General features: G+C 68.5%; 15 protein-coding genes. 10 read left to right on the forward strand and 5 right to left on the reverse strand.

Annotated elements, in window-relative coordinates; translation table 11 throughout:
- Nucleotides 1-329: 329 nt before the first annotated feature.
- The 3 genes from ASG51_RS12410 to ASG51_RS12420 form a co-directional block, all read right to left on the reverse strand.
- A complete protein-coding gene (locus tag ASG51_RS12410) occupies nt 330-917 on the reverse strand; it encodes a rhodanese-like domain-containing protein (protein WP_056381570.1) in 588 nt (195 codons plus the stop codon).
- Nucleotides 918-933: 16 nt separating this feature from the next.
- Nucleotides 934-1,791, reverse strand: a complete 858-nt coding sequence (locus ASG51_RS12415) for a quinoprotein dehydrogenase-associated SoxYZ-like carrier (RefSeq protein ID WP_056216007.1) — start codon at nt 1,789-1,791, stop codon at nt 934-936.
- A 138-nt stretch (nt 1,792-1,929) separates the two neighbouring features.
- Nucleotides 1,930-2,883, reverse strand: a complete 954-nt coding sequence (locus ASG51_RS12420; protein WP_056381144.1) for a quinoprotein relay system zinc metallohydrolase 2 — start codon at nt 2,881-2,883, stop codon at nt 1,930-1,932.
- 153 nt (nt 2,884-3,036) lie between these two features.
- On the opposite strand from ASG51_RS12420, the gene ASG51_RS12425 reads away from it, so the two are divergent.
- Both ASG51_RS12425 and ASG51_RS12430 read left to right on the forward strand, forming a co-directional pair.
- Entirely contained in the window at nt 3,037-3,639 is a 603-nt protein-coding gene (locus tag ASG51_RS12425; RefSeq protein WP_056277119.1) for a TetR/AcrR family transcriptional regulator, read from the forward strand.
- Nucleotides 3,640-3,692: 53 nt separating this feature from the next.
- Nucleotides 3,693-4,679, forward strand: coding sequence for a GTP-binding protein (locus tag ASG51_RS12430; RefSeq protein ID WP_056216000.1), 987 nt, complete (start codon nt 3,693-3,695; stop codon nt 4,677-4,679).
- 39 nt (nt 4,680-4,718) lie between these two features.
- On the opposite strand, the gene ASG51_RS12435 is transcribed toward ASG51_RS12430, so the two are convergent.
- A complete protein-coding gene (locus tag ASG51_RS12435) occupies nt 4,719-6,410 on the reverse strand; it encodes a HAMP domain-containing methyl-accepting chemotaxis protein (RefSeq protein WP_056381147.1) in 1,692 nt (563 codons plus the stop codon).
- Nucleotides 6,411-6,938: 528 nt separating this feature from the next.
- Here ASG51_RS12435 and ASG51_RS12440 point away from each other — a divergent pair.
- The 3 genes from ASG51_RS12440 (at nt 6,939) to murC (ending at nt 10,699) form a co-directional block, all read left to right on the forward strand.
- Nucleotides 6,939-8,105, forward strand: a complete 1,167-nt coding sequence (locus ASG51_RS12440) for a putative peptidoglycan glycosyltransferase FtsW (protein WP_056215997.1) — start codon at nt 6,939-6,941, stop codon at nt 8,103-8,105.
- Nucleotides 8,102-9,211 (forward strand): undecaprenyldiphospho-muramoylpentapeptide beta-N-acetylglucosaminyltransferase, encoded by a 1,110-nt coding sequence (gene murG, locus ASG51_RS12445; RefSeq protein WP_056381148.1) that lies wholly within the window; start codon nt 8,102-8,104, stop codon nt 9,209-9,211. The genes ASG51_RS12440 and murG overlap by 4 nt, the downstream gene beginning before the upstream one ends.
- 72 nt (nt 9,212-9,283) lie before the next feature.
- The gene (murC, locus tag ASG51_RS12450) at nt 9,284-10,699 is read left to right on the forward strand and encodes a UDP-N-acetylmuramate--L-alanine ligase (protein ID WP_056215994.1); all 1,416 of its coding nucleotides are present in this window, start codon (nt 9,284-9,286) and stop codon (nt 10,697-10,699) included.
- Here murC and ASG51_RS25070 read toward each other — a convergent pair.
- Nucleotides 10,651-11,307 carry a hypothetical protein gene (locus ASG51_RS25070; RefSeq protein WP_244480144.1) on the reverse strand — a complete coding sequence of 219 codons (657 nt, stop codon included), beginning with the start codon at nt 11,305-11,307 and terminating at the stop codon, nt 10,651-10,653. The two genes, murC and ASG51_RS25070, sit on opposite strands and share 49 nt — an antisense overlap.
- Before the next feature lie 112 nt (nt 11,308-11,419).
- Between ASG51_RS25070 and murB the strand changes: the two genes are divergently transcribed.
- From murB to ASG51_RS12480, 5 genes are read left to right on the forward strand one after another with little or no spacing between them, the layout of a single operon-like run.
- The gene (gene murB / locus ASG51_RS12460; protein WP_056381150.1) at nt 11,420-12,352 is read left to right on the forward strand and encodes a UDP-N-acetylmuramate dehydrogenase; all 933 of its coding nucleotides are present in this window, start codon (nt 11,420-11,422) and stop codon (nt 12,350-12,352) included.
- Nucleotides 12,353-12,389: 37 nt separating this feature from the next.
- On the forward strand, nt 12,390-12,623 hold the full coding sequence (locus ASG51_RS12465) for an AbrB/MazE/SpoVT family DNA-binding domain-containing protein (RefSeq protein ID WP_056277103.1): 234 nt from the start codon (nt 12,390-12,392) through the stop codon (nt 12,621-12,623).
- Between the two features lie 37 nt (nt 12,624-12,660).
- Entirely contained in the window at nt 12,661-12,984 is a 324-nt protein-coding gene (locus tag ASG51_RS12470; protein WP_244479540.1) for a type II toxin-antitoxin system PemK/MazF family toxin, read from the forward strand.
- A 38-nt stretch (nt 12,985-13,022) separates the two neighbouring features.
- Complete coding sequence (locus tag ASG51_RS12475) at nt 13,023-13,946, forward strand: D-alanine--D-alanine ligase (RefSeq protein ID WP_056215985.1); 924 nt, start codon at nt 13,023-13,025, stop codon at nt 13,944-13,946.
- Nucleotides 13,913-14,899 carry a cell division protein FtsQ/DivIB gene (locus ASG51_RS12480; RefSeq protein WP_056381152.1) on the forward strand — a complete coding sequence of 329 codons (987 nt, stop codon included), beginning with the start codon at nt 13,913-13,915 and terminating at the stop codon, nt 14,897-14,899. The genes ASG51_RS12475 and ASG51_RS12480 overlap by 34 nt, the downstream gene beginning before the upstream one ends.
- Nucleotides 14,900-14,956 lie beyond the last annotated feature (57 nt).

Genomic DNA, 14,956 nt, shown 5'->3' on the forward strand with positions numbered 1-14,956 from the left:
GGATCTGAGCGTCGTAAGTCCTGCCCGGGGGCGTCGGTAGCAGCGATGGCGTCGCTGCTCCGTGCTCTCTCCGGGCGTTGCCTCCCTAGACTTGCGGGCGCCTGCGGGTGCCTTTATTCTGCCACAACGGAACCGCTGTCAACTGCGCAAGCGTCGGTGTGTCTGCAGATATCTGCAGATCATTTCAGCGTCGTCGCAACATGGGAAAACATCGTGCCCGATCAAGGGGTTCGTATTGCGATGTCCCGGTTCGACTGATCGTCCGCTCCGGCAGGTTTTCGGGCGCGGCTGGGCTTGCGGACCAAGAGGCCCTTGGCCGGGTTCCTGACCTAGCGCTGCGCTGCGCCTCCGGCTCGGGCACTCCACGCGGAATCCTCGGGGATCACCGTGGTGGGGTGGCGCTCCTGCCAGCCCTCGATGCCCTCGGGGAACCAGTGCACGCGGGTATAGCCCTGCAGCACCAGCCGCTTGGCCGCATTCCAGCTGCCCCAGCATTCGGGATGGCAGAAGGCGACGATGGCCCGGCCCCTGTCGCCCCCGGTCAACTCCCCGACGCGCTGGAGGAAGAGCGTCTCGCGAGCCGGATCGAGGGGCGCGGCACCGGCATTGGCCATCCAGACCGCGCCGGGGATCGAGCGGTGGGCGGGCAGCCAGGGCCGGTCGTCCGGAAAGCCCGCCGGGCGCCGGTCGGCCAGGGACACGTCGAGAAGGATCGGCTTGTCGCGGGCGATCAGGGCATCAAGGGCGTCGATGTCGATGACCGTGGCGCCCGACAGAGTGGCTGGGGTGTAGCCCCGTTGCGGCCCTGTCCAGATCCCGTCCGGTTCCGGCACGTTCAGAGGGGAATCCGCTGGGCCGGCCGCCGCCAGGACGAGCATGGCGGTTCCCGCGACCGCGAGCCGGACGAGCCGCCGCATCATGGTGCGGACCCGCTCAGTTCGTGGCGCTCGGCGCCGTGAAGCTGTGCTCCCAGCGGCCGTTCTGGTTGTCGGTGGCCACGACCTTGATCGGCCCCTGGCCCTCCGGCTGCAGGCCGAAGTTGATCACCGGGTTCGACGCGATCGAGATGTCGCCGTCGAGGGTCAGGACGGCCTGATCGCCGCGGGTGATCGCGACTTTGTTGATGTAACGGGCCGGCGTGTAGTCGCGGGTGATCTGGTTCATCTGCATGCCGCTGAAGTTCGGGTGACGGATCATCAGCGTCGCCTCCACGGGGCGCCCGGGCTGGGCCTCCGCGAATTTCAGCTTCATGTCGCCCATCCCCTTCATCGCCTCCTCGTCGCTCATCCCCATGGGCGCCGAGCAGCCGCCGGAAGCCTTCACGAACTTCGTGGTCTCGAAGAGCCGGCCGTCCTTGGTCTCCACCACGGCGTGGATGTTGGTGTAGTTGTTCACCCGCACCCGGAGCTTAATCTCGCCGGCATCCGCCCCCGGGCCGAAGGCGATGTGGGCGGCGTAGGGCGACGGGTTGTCGTCGATGACGAGGTGGATGCCCGCGATCTTGTCCTTCTCCGGCATGGTCAGGGTGATCGGGACCAGCGAGGCATCGAGCGCCCGCACCGGCGCGTCGATCTTCACGAGGCTGTCGGTCGGTGCGATCGTCTTGTCACCGAAGATCGACGTCCGGATCTCCTTCCAGCGGGCGAGGCGTTCCGACTCGTCGTCCGAAGCCCCGGCGGCAAGGCTCGGGCTGGTCCGCAGCGCGGTGCCAGCGCCGACCAGCGGCAGGGCGAGCGACAGGGCTGCCAGGACGGAGCGGACGAGAACAGGTTTAGCAATGGAGCGGGTCATGGCGTTTCTCCTGCTGGATGATCGTTTTTCTTGCGACATCTCTAACATCACGTGGCACCGGGCGGGATCGGCCTCAAGCCACGCTCGCAAATTGAGGTCTCGGGTCATGATCTCGAGTGATGGTCTCCTGCCACGCTCTCATTCCCATTCCAGCTCCTTGAAGGCCTGGGTGACGTTGCGGCCGTTATAGGTGTCGAACAGGACCCACCGGTCGCGCTCGGACTGGGCGACGGTCCGCACCGCCTTCTCGATCGGCACGTCCGCCACGATGGCCTTCCGCGTCTCGTCCCGGAGGATCGTGAGATAGCGGGTGAGGTCGTCGAGGGCGGGCGCGACATCGACCAGCCGCGGTCCGTGCCCCGGAACGGCCTTGGTCGCCCTCATCGCGCGCAGGCGGTCCGCCTCCTTGAGCCAGCCCACGAGGCTGCCGTCGAGGGAGGGGATGCGGGTGACGAACAGGAGGTCGGCGGGAAACAGGATGCCGCTCGCCGAATCGCGCATCGAGAGGTCGCAGTTCGTGTGCGCCGCGCCGTGCGCGGCGAAGCGCACGGCGCGGCCGCCGAGATCCACCTCGGCGCCGTCCGTCACCTCCAGGGTGGGATAGACCACGCTGCCGGCCCGGTCCGCGCCCAGAATCTCGACGAGGCGCCCGCGATAGTATTCGCCCCGGGCATCCAGGGCGGCGCGCAGGGCATGGTGGCCCACGTAGACCGGCTTGTCTTCGGCGAAGGCCGCCGCCCCGAAGCAATGGTCCGGGTGGACGTGGGTCAGCACCACGTGGCTGATTGGCTTGTCCGTGCGCTTGCGGATCTCCGCGCGCAGCCAGGCGCCATCGGCGAGGCTGCCGCCGGATTCGGTGACGAGCACGGACCGGTCGCCGACGATGAAGCCGATATTGGCGATGGCGTCGTCGTTCTCGGGGGTCGCCTCGGCGTCGGGGCCGCGCCGGATGAAGATGCCGGGGCCGACCTCCTGCAGGTCGAAGCCCTCGGCCGACCGTCCGAGGGTCGGCAGGCAGCACAGGCACAGGCCGCCGAACAGGGCGCTGCGGCGCGTGGTGCTCCAGCGTGATCGGCCGGCGTCCGCCCGCATGAACTTCCTCCGTCTTCTTGTTCTACCAATTAGTAGGTAGATTTTTTCCCGCGTCAACGGCATAAGCCGGAAGGCCGGCGGCCGGGCGATCACGGACTCGCGCGCGGGCGCCGAGGGACGAGGGCCGTCGTCCGTCAAGGAGACCACGGGACGATGAGGGACACCCGCGCCGCGCTGCTGCTGCAGGCCGAGACCCTGGTGCGGCGCCGGGGCTATGCCGGCTTCAGCTATGCCGACCTCGCCGAGACGGTCGGGATCCGCAAGGCGAGCATCCATCATCACTTCGCCACCAAGTCCGACCTCGCCCATGCCCTGGTGGCCGCCTACGACGCGCGCTACGACGCCGCCCTGGCCGAGATTCGAACCGATGAGCCGGACGCGATCCGTCGGATCGCCGCCTACGGGACGCTCTATCTCGGGGGCGTCGAGGCCGGGCTGGGCTGCCTCTGCGCCGCCCTGGCGATCGAGGGTGAGGCTTTGCCGGATTCCCTGCGCGTCGACATCGCCCGCTTCTTCGACAAGCACATCGCCTGGTTGGAGGGTGTGCTCGCCGAGGGGATCGCGGCCGGGAGCGTCCGGGGCTCCGTCGCGCCCGGGGCAACCGCCCGCATGGTGATCGCCGCCCTCGAAGGCGCTCTGCTCATGGAGCGCCTGCTGGCGGGGCCGGCGGGATTCCGCGGCACACTCACGGCGCTCTGCGACGGGCTGCGGGCCGGCGGGGTTTCATCCGATCGGGGTTTCATCCCGCCGGACTGATACAATATAACAGGGTGCAGCGACGCCTCCCGCGCCATCGACGAAGAGTCTCCATGTCCGACAGCCCGAACACCGCCTCCGCGAAGATTCCCGTCACCGTGCTCACCGGTTACCTGGGCGCGGGCAAGACCACGCTCCTCAACCGCATCCTCACCGAGAACCACGGCAAGCGCTACGCCGTGATCGTCAACGAATTCGGGGAGATCGGCATCGACAACGACCTCATCATCGGCGCCGACGAGGAGGTGTTCGAGATGAACAACGGCTGCGTCTGCTGCACGGTGCGCGGTGACCTCATCCGCATCATGGACGGCCTGGTGAAGCGGCGCGGCAAGTTTGACGCGATCATCGTCGAGACCACCGGCCTCGCCGATCCCGCCCCCGTGGCCCAGACCTTCTTCATCGACGAGGATGTCGGCGCGGCCGCCCGCCTCGACGCGGTGGTGACGGTGGCCGATGCCAAGTGGCTCTCGGACCGCCTCAAGGACGCGCCGGAAGCCAAGAACCAGATCGCCTTCGCCGACGTGATCCTGCTCAACAAGGCCGATCTTGTGGCGGAGGCGGACCTCGCCCGGGTCGAGGCCCAGATCCGCGCGATCAACCCCTACGCCAAGGTCCACCGCACCGAGCGCTGCGCGGTGCCGCTGGAGGCGGTGCTGGAGCGCAACGCCTTCGATCTCGGCCGCATCCTCGACATCGAGCCCGACTTCCTCGAGGAGGGCCATCATCATCACCACGACGACGACATGCAGTCGGTCTCGGCGAAGATCGACGGACCGGTCGACCCCGAGAAGTTCATGCCCTGGATCTCGACCCTGACCCAGGTCCAGGGCCCCGACATCCTGCGCTGCAAGGGCATCGTCGCCTTCCCGGACGAGCCGCAGCGCTTCGTCTTCCAGGGCGTCCACCAGATCCTCGACGGCGACCTTCAGGGGCCGTGGAAGGACGACGAGCCGCGCGTCTCCCGCGTGGTCTTCATCGGCCGCAAGCTCGATCCAGAGGCGATCCGCGCCGGCTTCGAGGATTGCAAGGCCGGGTGACGAGCGATCGTCGCGGGACAGCGCTCGTCCCCCGGGCCGTCATGCGGCCTTCACGCCGGCCAGGAACTGCGACACCTCCTGGCCGAGGTTTTCGGAGTAGCGCGACAGCTCCCGAGCGGCACTTAGGACCTGGCTGGCGGCGGCGCCCGTCGATCCGGCGCCGGCGCGGACATGCTCGATGTTGGTCGTCACCTCCTGGGTGCCCTGCGCGGCCTCCTGGACGTTCCGGGCGATCTCCCGGGTGGCGGCGCCCTGCTGCTCCATCGCGGCGGCGATGCCGTTCGCGTAGGTCGACATGTCGGCGATGGTCCGGCCGATCCGCGTGATGTCGGACACGACCTCGCCGGTGGCACCCTGGATCTCGCCGATCTTGGTGCGGATCTCCTCGGTGGCGCGCGCGGTCTGCCCGGCCAGTTCCTTCACCTCGGAGGCGACGACGGCGAAGCCCCGGCCGGCCTCGCCGGCCCGGGCCGCCTCGATGGTGGCGTTGAGCGCCAGCAGGTTGGTCTGGCCCGCGATGTTCGTGATCATGGCGACAACGTCGGTGATGCTGGACGCAACCTCGGTCAGCCGCTTCACGGTCGCCTCGGTGCGCTGCGTGTCCTCCACGGCCTGGTTGGCCATGCCGGAGGATTGGCTGACCTGGGTCACGATCTCCTGGATCGAGGCGGACATCTCCTCGCTGGCGGCCGCGACCGTGTGGACGTTGGCCGAGGTCTCTTCCGCCGCGCTCGCCACCGTCGTCGCCTGCCGGATCGACTGATCCGCCGTGGAGGCCATCGACTGGGCGGTGGCCTCCATCTCGGTGGCCGCCCCCGCCAGACCCTGCGTGAGGTGCGAGACGTTGGCCTCGAAACGCTTCGTCAGCCCGTCGAGCACTTCGGCCCGGCGGATCTTCGCCTGGTTCTCGGCGTCCTGCTCGGCCGCCAGCTGACGCGCGTCGATCGCGTTGCGCTTGAAGACTTCCAGGGAGCGCGCCAGCAGGCCGATCTCATCCTTGCGCGCCATGCCCTCGACGGTGACGGTCAGGTCGCCGCTCGCGAGACGGCCCATCGCGGCGCCCATGATGGTGGCCGGACGGGTGATCGCGAAGATCACGATCAGGCCGGCGCTGCCCAGGGCGGCCAGCAGCCCGACGACGGCCGACGCCACCAGCGTGGTCGTGGTGCTTCTGACGATCTCGTCGGCGTTGACGGCGCTTGCCTTCAACTCCGCGTCGATGAGGGCGATCCGCTGATTCGCCTCCTCGCGCAGCTTGGCCCGCAACGGTGTCGCTTCTGTCTGGGCGATCCTGTTTCCGGTCGCGGGATCGTTGTTCAGGGCGGCCTCGGAGGAGCGGTTCAGAACGGCGAAGTAGACCTCCAACCCCCGTCGAAGCTCGGCGTTCGCCGCGACGCGATCGGACGTATCCGCCAGGGCGGCAAGGCTGGCCTGTGCCGCGTAGGTCGCCTTGATGGCGATGGCCTGCCGGGACTTGAAGTCGTGGCTTCTCGGACCGGTCGGATCGATCAGGATGTTGCGATTCTGGAGTGCGGCTTCCGTCAAGGTGATCTGCAGGCCGAGTGCGTAGCTCTGCCGCGCCATCTGCACCTGGACGATCTCCCGTGTCTGGTCCGCAATCCGGGACAGCGCATGACGGGCGTAGATCACAAGACCTACGGCGACCAGTGCCGTCATGGCGAACGGAATGATGATCTTTACCAGGAGGCTTAGATTATTGAACGTCCTCATCACGCATCCCGCCTCTGCAAATGGAAGATCATATTTGTTTCTTCACGAATCTCATTTGACGGTTAAATAACATTTAACATTCGCAATTTATCTGCTTAAATTAGGTCTTATTGTTGAAAGATCGATAATAGCGTTGTCGCGTTACAAATCCGAGAAGGATGAGTTTAGAAAGATTATTATTCACCGCAGGATAAGTTCAGATGTTCTGATTTGGAGATAGGGTCATGGAACGGAAGGATTCCCAAACGCTGCCTTCTGCGAGATCTCGGGTTCGGTGGGTGTTCCTGGCTTGGCAAGAAGGACATTGCGGAAGAGGGTTTTTTGAATGCGCTGGAGCCGTCGTCAGATCATCTCGAACGGCCGGGTATCCTAACGACGTGACCCTCGGGACACGCGAGGCTTCGACGGCGCATCGCAACACTTGGTTTACCATTCCGGCACAGGATCGGTCCCGTGCCGGCCTGCCGCCGCCGGCCGCGATCGGCTGCCCTGCCCGGGCGCCGTGAGGCCCCGGAGAGCGCTGATCCCATGATGTCCCGCGCCGAACGCACGCCCCTGACGGACTGGTGGTGGACCGTCGACCGCGGCCTGCTGGCCGGCCTCGGCGCGCTCATGGTGGCGGGCCTGGTCTTCCTCATGGGCGGCGGGCCGCCCGTGGCCGAGAAGATCGGCCTGCCGACCTTCCACTTCCTCAACCGGCAGGCGCTCTACCTCGCGCCCACGATCCTCATCATCGTCGGCGTCTCGTTCCTGTCCCTGCGCCACATCCGCCGCGTCGCGCTCTTCACCTGGATGATGGGCGTCGCGCTCTGCATCCTGGCGAGCAAGTTCGGGCCGGAGATCAAGGGCGCGCACCGCTGGATCCAGTTCGGCGCCATCGGCATCCAGCCCTCGGAATTCGTCAAGCCCGCCTTCGTGGTGGTGGCGGCCTGGGCCTTCTCGGAGGGCGCGCAGCGCCGCGACATGCCGGGCGGCCTGCTGGCGATCCTGCTCCTGCCGGTCACCATCGTGCCCCTCGTGCTGCAGCCCGATTTCGGCCAGACCATGCTCATCACCATCGTGTGGTGCGCGCTGTTCTTCGTGGCCGGCCTGCACTGGTTCTGGGTGGCGGGCCTCGGCGCCGGCGGCCTCATCGGCGTGGCCGCCGCCTACCGCTTCCTGCACCACGTGCGCGAGCGCATCGATCGCTTCCTCGACAGCGATTCCGGTGACAACTTCCAGGGCTTCTGGGCCCGGCAATCGTTCAATTCGGGTGGCTGGTTCGGCACCGGTCCGGGGGAGGGCGTCGCCAAGCGCCACCTGCCCGACGCCCACACCGACTTCATCTTCTCGGTGACGGGCGAGGAGTTCGGCACCGTTGTGTGCCTCGGCCTCGTCCTCCTGTTCGCCTACATCGTCATGCGCGGCCTGAAGCTGGCCCGGCGCACCGACGACACCTTTTCGCGGCTGGCGATCACGGGCCTCACCACCCTGTTCGGTCTCCAGGCCTGCATCAACATGGCGGTGAACGTCCGCCTGATGCCCGCCAAGGGCATGACGCTGCCCTTCGTCTCCTACGGCGGCTCGTCGCTGATCTCGCTCGCCCTCGGCATGGGCTTCCTCGTGGCCTTGACCCGCAAGCGCCCCCGGACCACCACCCTGAGCCAGAAGCCGCCGGGCACCGCCCCGGCGACGATCGCCGGAGTGATGCGTTGACCGTTGCCACCGCCACGATCCTGCTCTGTGCCGGGGGCACGGGCGGGCACCTGTTTCCCGCCGAGAGCCTGGCCTACGCCCTGCGCGCCCGAGGCGTGCGGGTCGTGCTCGCCACCGATGCCCGGGTGGACTCCATCGCCACCGGCTTCCCGGCCTCCGAGATCGTCACCATCGCGTCCGCGACGCCCTCGGGACGCTCCCCGATCAGGCGCGCCGGCGCGCTCCTCACCCTCGGCCGGGGCTTCGGTGTCGCCGCGCGGGAGATCCGGCGCATCGATCCGGCCGCCATCGTGGGTTTCGGCGGCTATCCCACGGTGCCGCCGATGCTGGCGGGGCAGATCCTGCGCGTCCCCAGCATCCTGCACGAGCAGAACGCCGTGATGGGTCGGGCCAACGCCTTCCTGGCGCGGGGCGCCCGCGCCATCGCCACGGGCTTCCGCGAGGTCCGGGGCGTGCCGGTCAAGGCGCTGGCACCCCGGACCCACACCGGCAACCCGCTGCGCCCGGCGGTGCTCGCGGCCGCGAAGGTCGCCTATCCGCCGGCCGGTGCCGGCGATCCCCTGCACCTCCTCGTCTTCGGCGGCAGCCAGGGCGCCCGGGTGATGGGCGAAGTCGTTCCGGCCGCCATCGCCAACCTGCCCGCCGATCTGCGCGCCCGGCTCCACCTCGTGCAGCAGGTGCGGGCCGAGGACCTGACGCAGGTCCAGAATCTCTATCTCGGCCTCGGGCTCGCGGGCTTCGAGGCCGCGCCCTTCTTCAAGGACCTGCCGGCCCGCATGGCGGCGGCGCACCTCGTCATCGGCCGGTCCGGCGCGTCCACGGTCTCGGAACTCGCCGCCATCGGACGGCCCGCCATCCTGGTGCCGCTCCCCGGCGCCCTCGACCAGGATCAGGCGGCCAACGCCGCGACGCTGGCCGCCATCGGCGCCGCGCAGGCGATTCCGCAATCCGCCTTCACGCCGGACCGGCTCACGGCGGAGCTGGTCGACCTCTTCACCAATCCCGGAAAATTGACCGCGGCGGCCTCAGCCGCCAAAAGCGCTGGAATTCACGACGCGGCCGAGCGGCTCGCCGACATCGTCCTCGCGACGGCGGCCCGCACCTGACGGCGTCCGCCGATTGATCCCCTTCGGGCCGGTTCGTCCGGACCCCCGACGCCCCTGAGACTGGTCCTTCCCATGAAGCTGCCCGACAAGCTCGGCCCCATCCACTTCATCGGCATCGGCGGCATCGGCATGTCCGGCATCGCCGAGGTGATGCACAACCTCGGCTACACCGTGCAGGGGTCGGACGCCAACGACAACGCCAATGTCCGGCGCCTCTCCGAGAAGGGCATGCGCACCTTCATCGGCCACGAGGCCGGCAACGTCGAGGAGGCCGCCCTGGTGGTGGTCTCCACCGCGATCCGCCGCGACAATCCCGAGCTCGTCGCCGCCCGCGAGCGCCGCCTGCCGGTGGTGCGCCGGGCCGAGATGCTGGCCGAGTTGATGCGCTTCAAGTCCTGCGTCGCCATCGCGGGCACCCACGGCAAGACGACGACGACCTCCCTCGTCGCCACCCTGCTGGATGCCGGCAACCTTGACCCCACCGTGATCAACGGCGGCATCATCAACGCCTACGGCACCAACGCCCGCATGGGCGAGGGCGAGTGGATGGTGGTGGAGGCCGACGAATCCGACGGGACCTTCCTGAAGCTCCCGGCCGATGTCGCCATCGTCACCAACATCGACCCCGAACACCTCGACCATTTCGGCTCGTTCGAGGCGGTCAAGGACGCCTTCCGGCGCTTCATCGACAACATCCCGTTCTACGGCTTCGCGGTGATGTGCATCGACCACCCGATCGTGCAGGACCTCGTCGGGCACATCGAGGACCGCCGCATCATCACCTACGGCGAGAACCCGCAGGCCGATGTCCGGCTCATCGATGTGGACCTGCGCGGCGGCCAGAGCCGCTTCCGCGTGATGATCCGCGACCGCCGCCCCGGCTTCCGTCTCGAGATGGAGGATCTCGTCCTGCCGATGCCGGGCAAGCACAACGCCCTGAACGCCACCGCGGCGCTCGCCGTGGCGCACGAGCTCGGGGTCGAGCCGGAGGCGATCCGCAAGGCGCTGGCCGGCTTCGGCGGGGTGAAGCGCCGCTTCACCCGGACCGGCGTGTGGAACGGCGCCCTGATCTTCGACGATTACGGACACCATCCGGTGGAGATCAAGGCGGTGCTCAAGGCCGCCCGCGCCTCCACCGAGGGCAACGTCATCGCCATCGTGCAGCCGCACCGCTACACGCGCCTCGCCTCGCTGTTCGACGATTTCTGCACCTGCTTCAACGATGCCGACACGGTCATCGTCGCCCCCGTCTACGCGGCGGGCGAGGCGCCGATCGAGGGCATGGACCGCGACGGGCTGGTCTCGGGTCTGAAGTCGCGCGGCCACCGCGACGCCATCGCGCTGCAGCGCTCCGAGGACCTCGCCGGCATCGTCGCCGGCCGCGCCAAGCCCGGCGACTACGTCGTCTGCCTTGGCGCCGGCAACATCACGCAATGGGCCTACGCCCTGCCGGGCGAACTCGCGGCCCTGGACGGCGTGACGGCGTGAAACCGGCCTACGGGTCGGCACCGTCCGGAAGCAGATCCTCCGGGTCGACGTCCAGCGCGCGCGAGGGTGCGATAAACAATGAGGTCGGCCGTGCGCTCACCCCGTTCCATCGCCGACAGGAGGGACTCGGTGATCCCGCCGAGGCTGGCCAGGGCGGCCATCGTCATGTCCGGGCGCTTTCGCCAGAAGGGGAGGGGGCGCGGAGCCCGGCGCACGGCATCGAGGTCAGACTTACTCGGGATCTCGTCCGCGCCGCTCGCCAGTCGCGCCTGCGAGGCCTGCAGCGTACGCGCGCCCGTCGCATCTTCGGCCAGAGCGACGAGCCGCTGGAAATCGGCCTCCGGCAGGATCACGATGGCTTCGCCCGAGGGCGTCTTGGTGCGCACGATGGTCATGCCGATCTTCCTAGCCGTAGATCGAGCCGCGCGGGCCGATGTCGGGCACCATGATCCGACCGGCGCGATCGTGAAGATCACCCGCCAATCGCCGATCCGAAGGTGATATCCCTGCGTACCCCTCAGAGCCTTGATGTTGTTGGCGAGCGCATCCGGTCTCTCAGCGAGGAGGCGCAGCTTCTCGCGGATGAGCGCCTCTGTCCTGGGCGGCATCCGGATCAGAGCGCGCGCCGCCGGGCGTATGGAACCGATCGTCCGGCCTAGCGCACGCTCCCGCTCGTCGTCCTGCAACCGATAGTCGTTTCAACTGAAAAGCACCTGCCCAATGACCGCCTTCCCGGACATCACGCCCGACATCCACGCCCGGGCGCCGGCCCTGCGCGGGCGGCTCATCGCCAACCAGCCGCTCTCGGACCTGACCTGGTTCCGGGTCGGCGGCCCGGCGCAGGTGCTGTTCACCCCGGCCGACGCGGAGGACCTCGGCCTTCTGCTCTCGGCCCTCGAGCCGGAAATACCCGTGACGGTGATCGGCCTCGGCTCGAACCTCATCGTCCGTGACGGCGGCGTGCCCGGCGTCGTGGTGCGCCTCGGCGGCCGGGCTTTTGGCATGGTGGCGATCGACGGCGAGACCCTGCGGGTCGGCACCGCCGTGCCGGACATGCGCCTCGCCAAGGCGGCGGCGGAGGCCGGGCTCGACGGGCTGGCGTTCTTCCGCGGCATTCCCGGTTCGGTCGGCGGCGCCCTGCGCATGAATGCCGGTGCCCACGGGGGCGAGACCACCGACGTGCTGGTGGAGGCCCACGGCATCGACCGCCGGGGCGAGGCGCGTCGCTTCACCCATGCGGAGATGGGCTTCACCTACCGGCACAGCGGCGCCCCGGACGACGTGATCTTCACGCATGCGGTGTTCCGCGGGAGCCCCGGCGAGCGGGCGGCCATCGAGGCCGAGATGGAGCGGGTGACGGCGGCGCGCGAGGCGGCCCAGCCGATCCGCGAGCGCACCGGCGGCTCCACCTTCAAGAACCCGCCCGGGGGCAAGGCTTGGCAACTCGTCGACGCGGCCGGCTGCCGCGGCCTGACGGTCGGCGGCGCACAGGTCTCGGAGATGCACTGCAATTTCCTGATCAATCGCGACAACGCCACGGCGGCCGACATCGAGGGGCTCGGCGAGGAGGTACGCCGGCGCGTGCGCGAGACCTCCGGCGTCGAACTCCACTGGGAGATCAAGCGCATCGGATTATCGACACGGACGGCGTAAGACGGTAAGACGTAAGCTGGGCGACAGGAAGGATTCGATGACCGGACGGGACGTTCTGACGGCCTATTCGAAGGTCTCCGTGAAGAGCCAGACCGTACTCCCGGCCGAAGTCCGCGAACGCCTCGGCATCGGCCCGGGCGATCGCCTTCGCTACGTGATCACCCGGGACGGCATTCGTATCGAGAAGGCGCGGCCCGAGGGTGAAGATCCCTTCGTGACATTCACGGAATGGGCCAGTGCCGCCGACGAAGAAGCCTATGGCAATCTCTAGGGACCCAGGCGGACGCACGTTCCCCGCAGGGACCGTGGTGGTCGTACCGTTTCCCTATTCAAACCGTTTGGCTGAGAAGCGTCGCCCGGCCGTCGTGGTCTCGGGGGAGGCCGTTGCCGAGGCGGGATTCGTCTGGATCGCCATGATCACCAGCGCGAACAACCCCGCCATGGGGGGCGATCAAGCGATCGACGATCTTGCTGCTGCCGGGCTTGATGCTCCTTCGGTCATCAGACCCATCAAGCTGGCCTGCATCGAACCGGCTCGCATCCTCAAGCGGATCGGGACATTGCCGCCGGTCGCGGCCGGCGCGGTTTTCGATGCGATCAACGACCGGATCGGCCCACGAAGGCCGGCGTGACGACGCAACCCATGTCCGCGCAATTCCCAGGAGTTCCCATGTCCAAGCACGTCGCCGTCCTCATGGGCGGGTGGTCCTCCGAGCGGCCGGTCTCGCTGAATTCGGGCCATGCCTGCGCCGATGCCCTGGAGGGGCAGGGCTTCCGCGTCACGCGGGTCGACGTCCAGCCGGACATCGCGACGGTGCTCACCGACCTGCGGCCCGACGTGGCGTTCAATGCGCTGCACGGGCCCGCGGGCGAGGACGGCACGATCCAGGGCCTGCTGGAGCTGCTGCGCATCCCCTACACCCATTCCGGCGTGCTGGCCTCGGCTCTGGCGATGCACAAGGAGCGTGCCAAAGTGGTCATGCGGGCGGCCGGCGTCAGCGTCCCGGAGGGCCGCGTCGTTAACCGTCATGAGGCCGCAAAGTCACACGTGCTGACGCCGCCCTACGTGCTCAAGCCGGTGGCCGAGGGCTCCTCCATGGGGGTCATCATCGTGCGCGACGGACGCTCCCATCCGCCCCAGGAAGTGGGCCGGGCGGATTGGGGCTATGGCGATGAAATCCTTGCGGAAACCTACGTCGCCGGGCGCGAGCTGACCTGCGCCGTGATGGGCGACCGGGCCCTCGGGGTGATCGAGATCAAGCCCGCTTCGGGGGAGTGGTACGACTTCGACGCGAAGTACGCCGAGGGGGGGTCGATCCACGTCCTCCCGGCAGAAATTAAACCAAATCTTTACCAGCGTGTCCAAGAGTTGTCGTTAACGGCGCATCAAGCACTCGGGTGCCGGGGCATCAGCCGTGCGGACCTTCGCTACGACGACACACCGGGGGGAACCGGTGCCCTCGTCGTGCTGGAGGTCAACACGCAACCCGGCATGACGAAGACGAGCTTGGTCCCGGAGATGGCAGCCCATGCGGGCTATAGTTTCGGTGAGCTCGTTCAATGGATGGTGGAGGACGCAACGTTGGGCCGCTAGGGGCCGAAGGCCCGCTCGGCGGCCACGGCCTCCTCGGGTCGGGCCTGCCGGGTCCGGCCGCCGGCACCGTGCGTTCGGTCCGGTCCGCGCTGGCGGCGCGCCTGCGCCGCTTCACGCCGCCCGGTCGGCGCTCCCGCCTCGCGGTCCCGATCGAGCGCCGCGTCCCGCGCCACCTCGGGACGGCGGCCTTCTCGGTCTCCTTCGCCGCCCTCGCCCTCGCCGGCTTCATCGGCAGCGGCGCCTATGATCGCTTCGTGGCCGAGCACGGCCGCCCCCTCGACATCGCGGCGCGGATCGCCGGCTTCGGCGTCGAGCGCGTCACCATCTCGGGCATCGCCCGGCTCTACGAACGCGAGGTGCTGCAGGCCGCCGGCATCGACGGCCACTCCTCGGTGGTCTTCCTCGACGTGGCGGAGGCCCGCGAGCGCCTGCTGGCGGTGCCGCTGATCGCGAGTGCCTCCGTGCGCAAGGTCTATCCGAACGAGATCGTCATCACCCAGGTCGAGCGCGAGCCCGCCGCCCTCTGGCAGCGCAACGGCGAGATCGCCGTGATCGCCGCCGACGGCACGGTGATCGACCAGATGCGCGACGACCGCTACGCCGCGCTTCCCCTCGTGGTCGGTGACGACGCCAACCTCAAGCTCAAGGACTACCTCGCCCTGATCGAGGCGGCCGGCGCCCTGGCCGAGCGGGTCAAGGCCGGCACCTACGTGTCCGGACGGCGCTGGACGCTCAAGCTCGACGGTGTCGACATCCGCCTGCCCGAGACGGGCGCCACCGAGGCCCTGGCTCGATTGGTCAAGCTCGAGCGCGACAACCGCATCCTCGAGAAGGACATCATCGCGGTGGACCTGCGCATGCCCGACCGGGTGGTGGTGCGGCTCACCGAGGAGGCGGCCGCGGCCCGCGCCGAATCCCAGAAGAAGTCCAAGCCCAAGGGGACCAGCACATGAGCCGCACGATCCGTCCGGCGCATCCCGCGTCCCGTCCCCGTTTCACCTCCTCCGCTC

This window comes from Methylobacterium sp. Leaf465 (assembly GCF_001424705.1).
GTDB lineage: Bacteria > Pseudomonadota > Alphaproteobacteria > Rhizobiales > Beijerinckiaceae > Methylobacterium.

Bases quoted from the DNA above. Each gene is read 5' to 3' on its own strand.
- ASG51_RS12410 (WP_056381570.1), bottom strand. From the start codon at position 917: ATGCGGCGGCTCGTCCGGCTCGCGGTCGCGGGAACCGCCATGCTCGTC.
- ASG51_RS12415 (WP_056216007.1), bottom strand. From the start codon at position 1,791: ATGACCCGCTCCATTGCTAAACCTGTTCTCGTCCGCTCCGTCCTGGCA.
- ASG51_RS12420 (WP_056381144.1), bottom strand. From the start codon at position 2,883: ATGCGGGCGGACGCCGGCCGATCACGCTGGAGCACCACGCGCCGCAGC.
- ASG51_RS12425 (WP_056277119.1), top strand. From the start codon at position 3,037: ATGAGGGACACCCGCGCCGCGCTGCTGCTGCAGGCCGAGACCCTGGTG.
- ASG51_RS12430 (WP_056216000.1), top strand. From the start codon at position 3,693: ATGTCCGACAGCCCGAACACCGCCTCCGCGAAGATTCCCGTCACCGTG.
- ASG51_RS12435 (WP_056381147.1), bottom strand. From the start codon at position 6,410: ATGAGGACGTTCAATAATCTAAGCCTCCTGGTAAAGATCATCATTCCG.
- ASG51_RS12440 (WP_056215997.1), top strand. From the start codon at position 6,939: ATGATGTCCCGCGCCGAACGCACGCCCCTGACGGACTGGTGGTGGACC.
- murC (WP_056215994.1), top strand. From the start codon at position 9,284: ATGAAGCTGCCCGACAAGCTCGGCCCCATCCACTTCATCGGCATCGGC.
- ASG51_RS25070 (WP_244480144.1), bottom strand. From the start codon at position 11,307: ATGCCGCCCAGGACAGAGGCGCTCATCCGCGAGAAGCTGCGCCTCCTC.
- murB (WP_056381150.1), top strand. From the start codon at position 11,420: ATGACCGCCTTCCCGGACATCACGCCCGACATCCACGCCCGGGCGCCG.
- ASG51_RS12465 (WP_056277103.1), top strand. From the start codon at position 12,390: ATGACCGGACGGGACGTTCTGACGGCCTATTCGAAGGTCTCCGTGAAG.
- ASG51_RS12475 (WP_056215985.1), top strand. From the start codon at position 13,023: ATGTCCAAGCACGTCGCCGTCCTCATGGGCGGGTGGTCCTCCGAGCGG.
- ASG51_RS12480 (WP_056381152.1), top strand. From the start codon at position 13,913: ATGGATGGTGGAGGACGCAACGTTGGGCCGCTAGGGGCCGAAGGCCCG.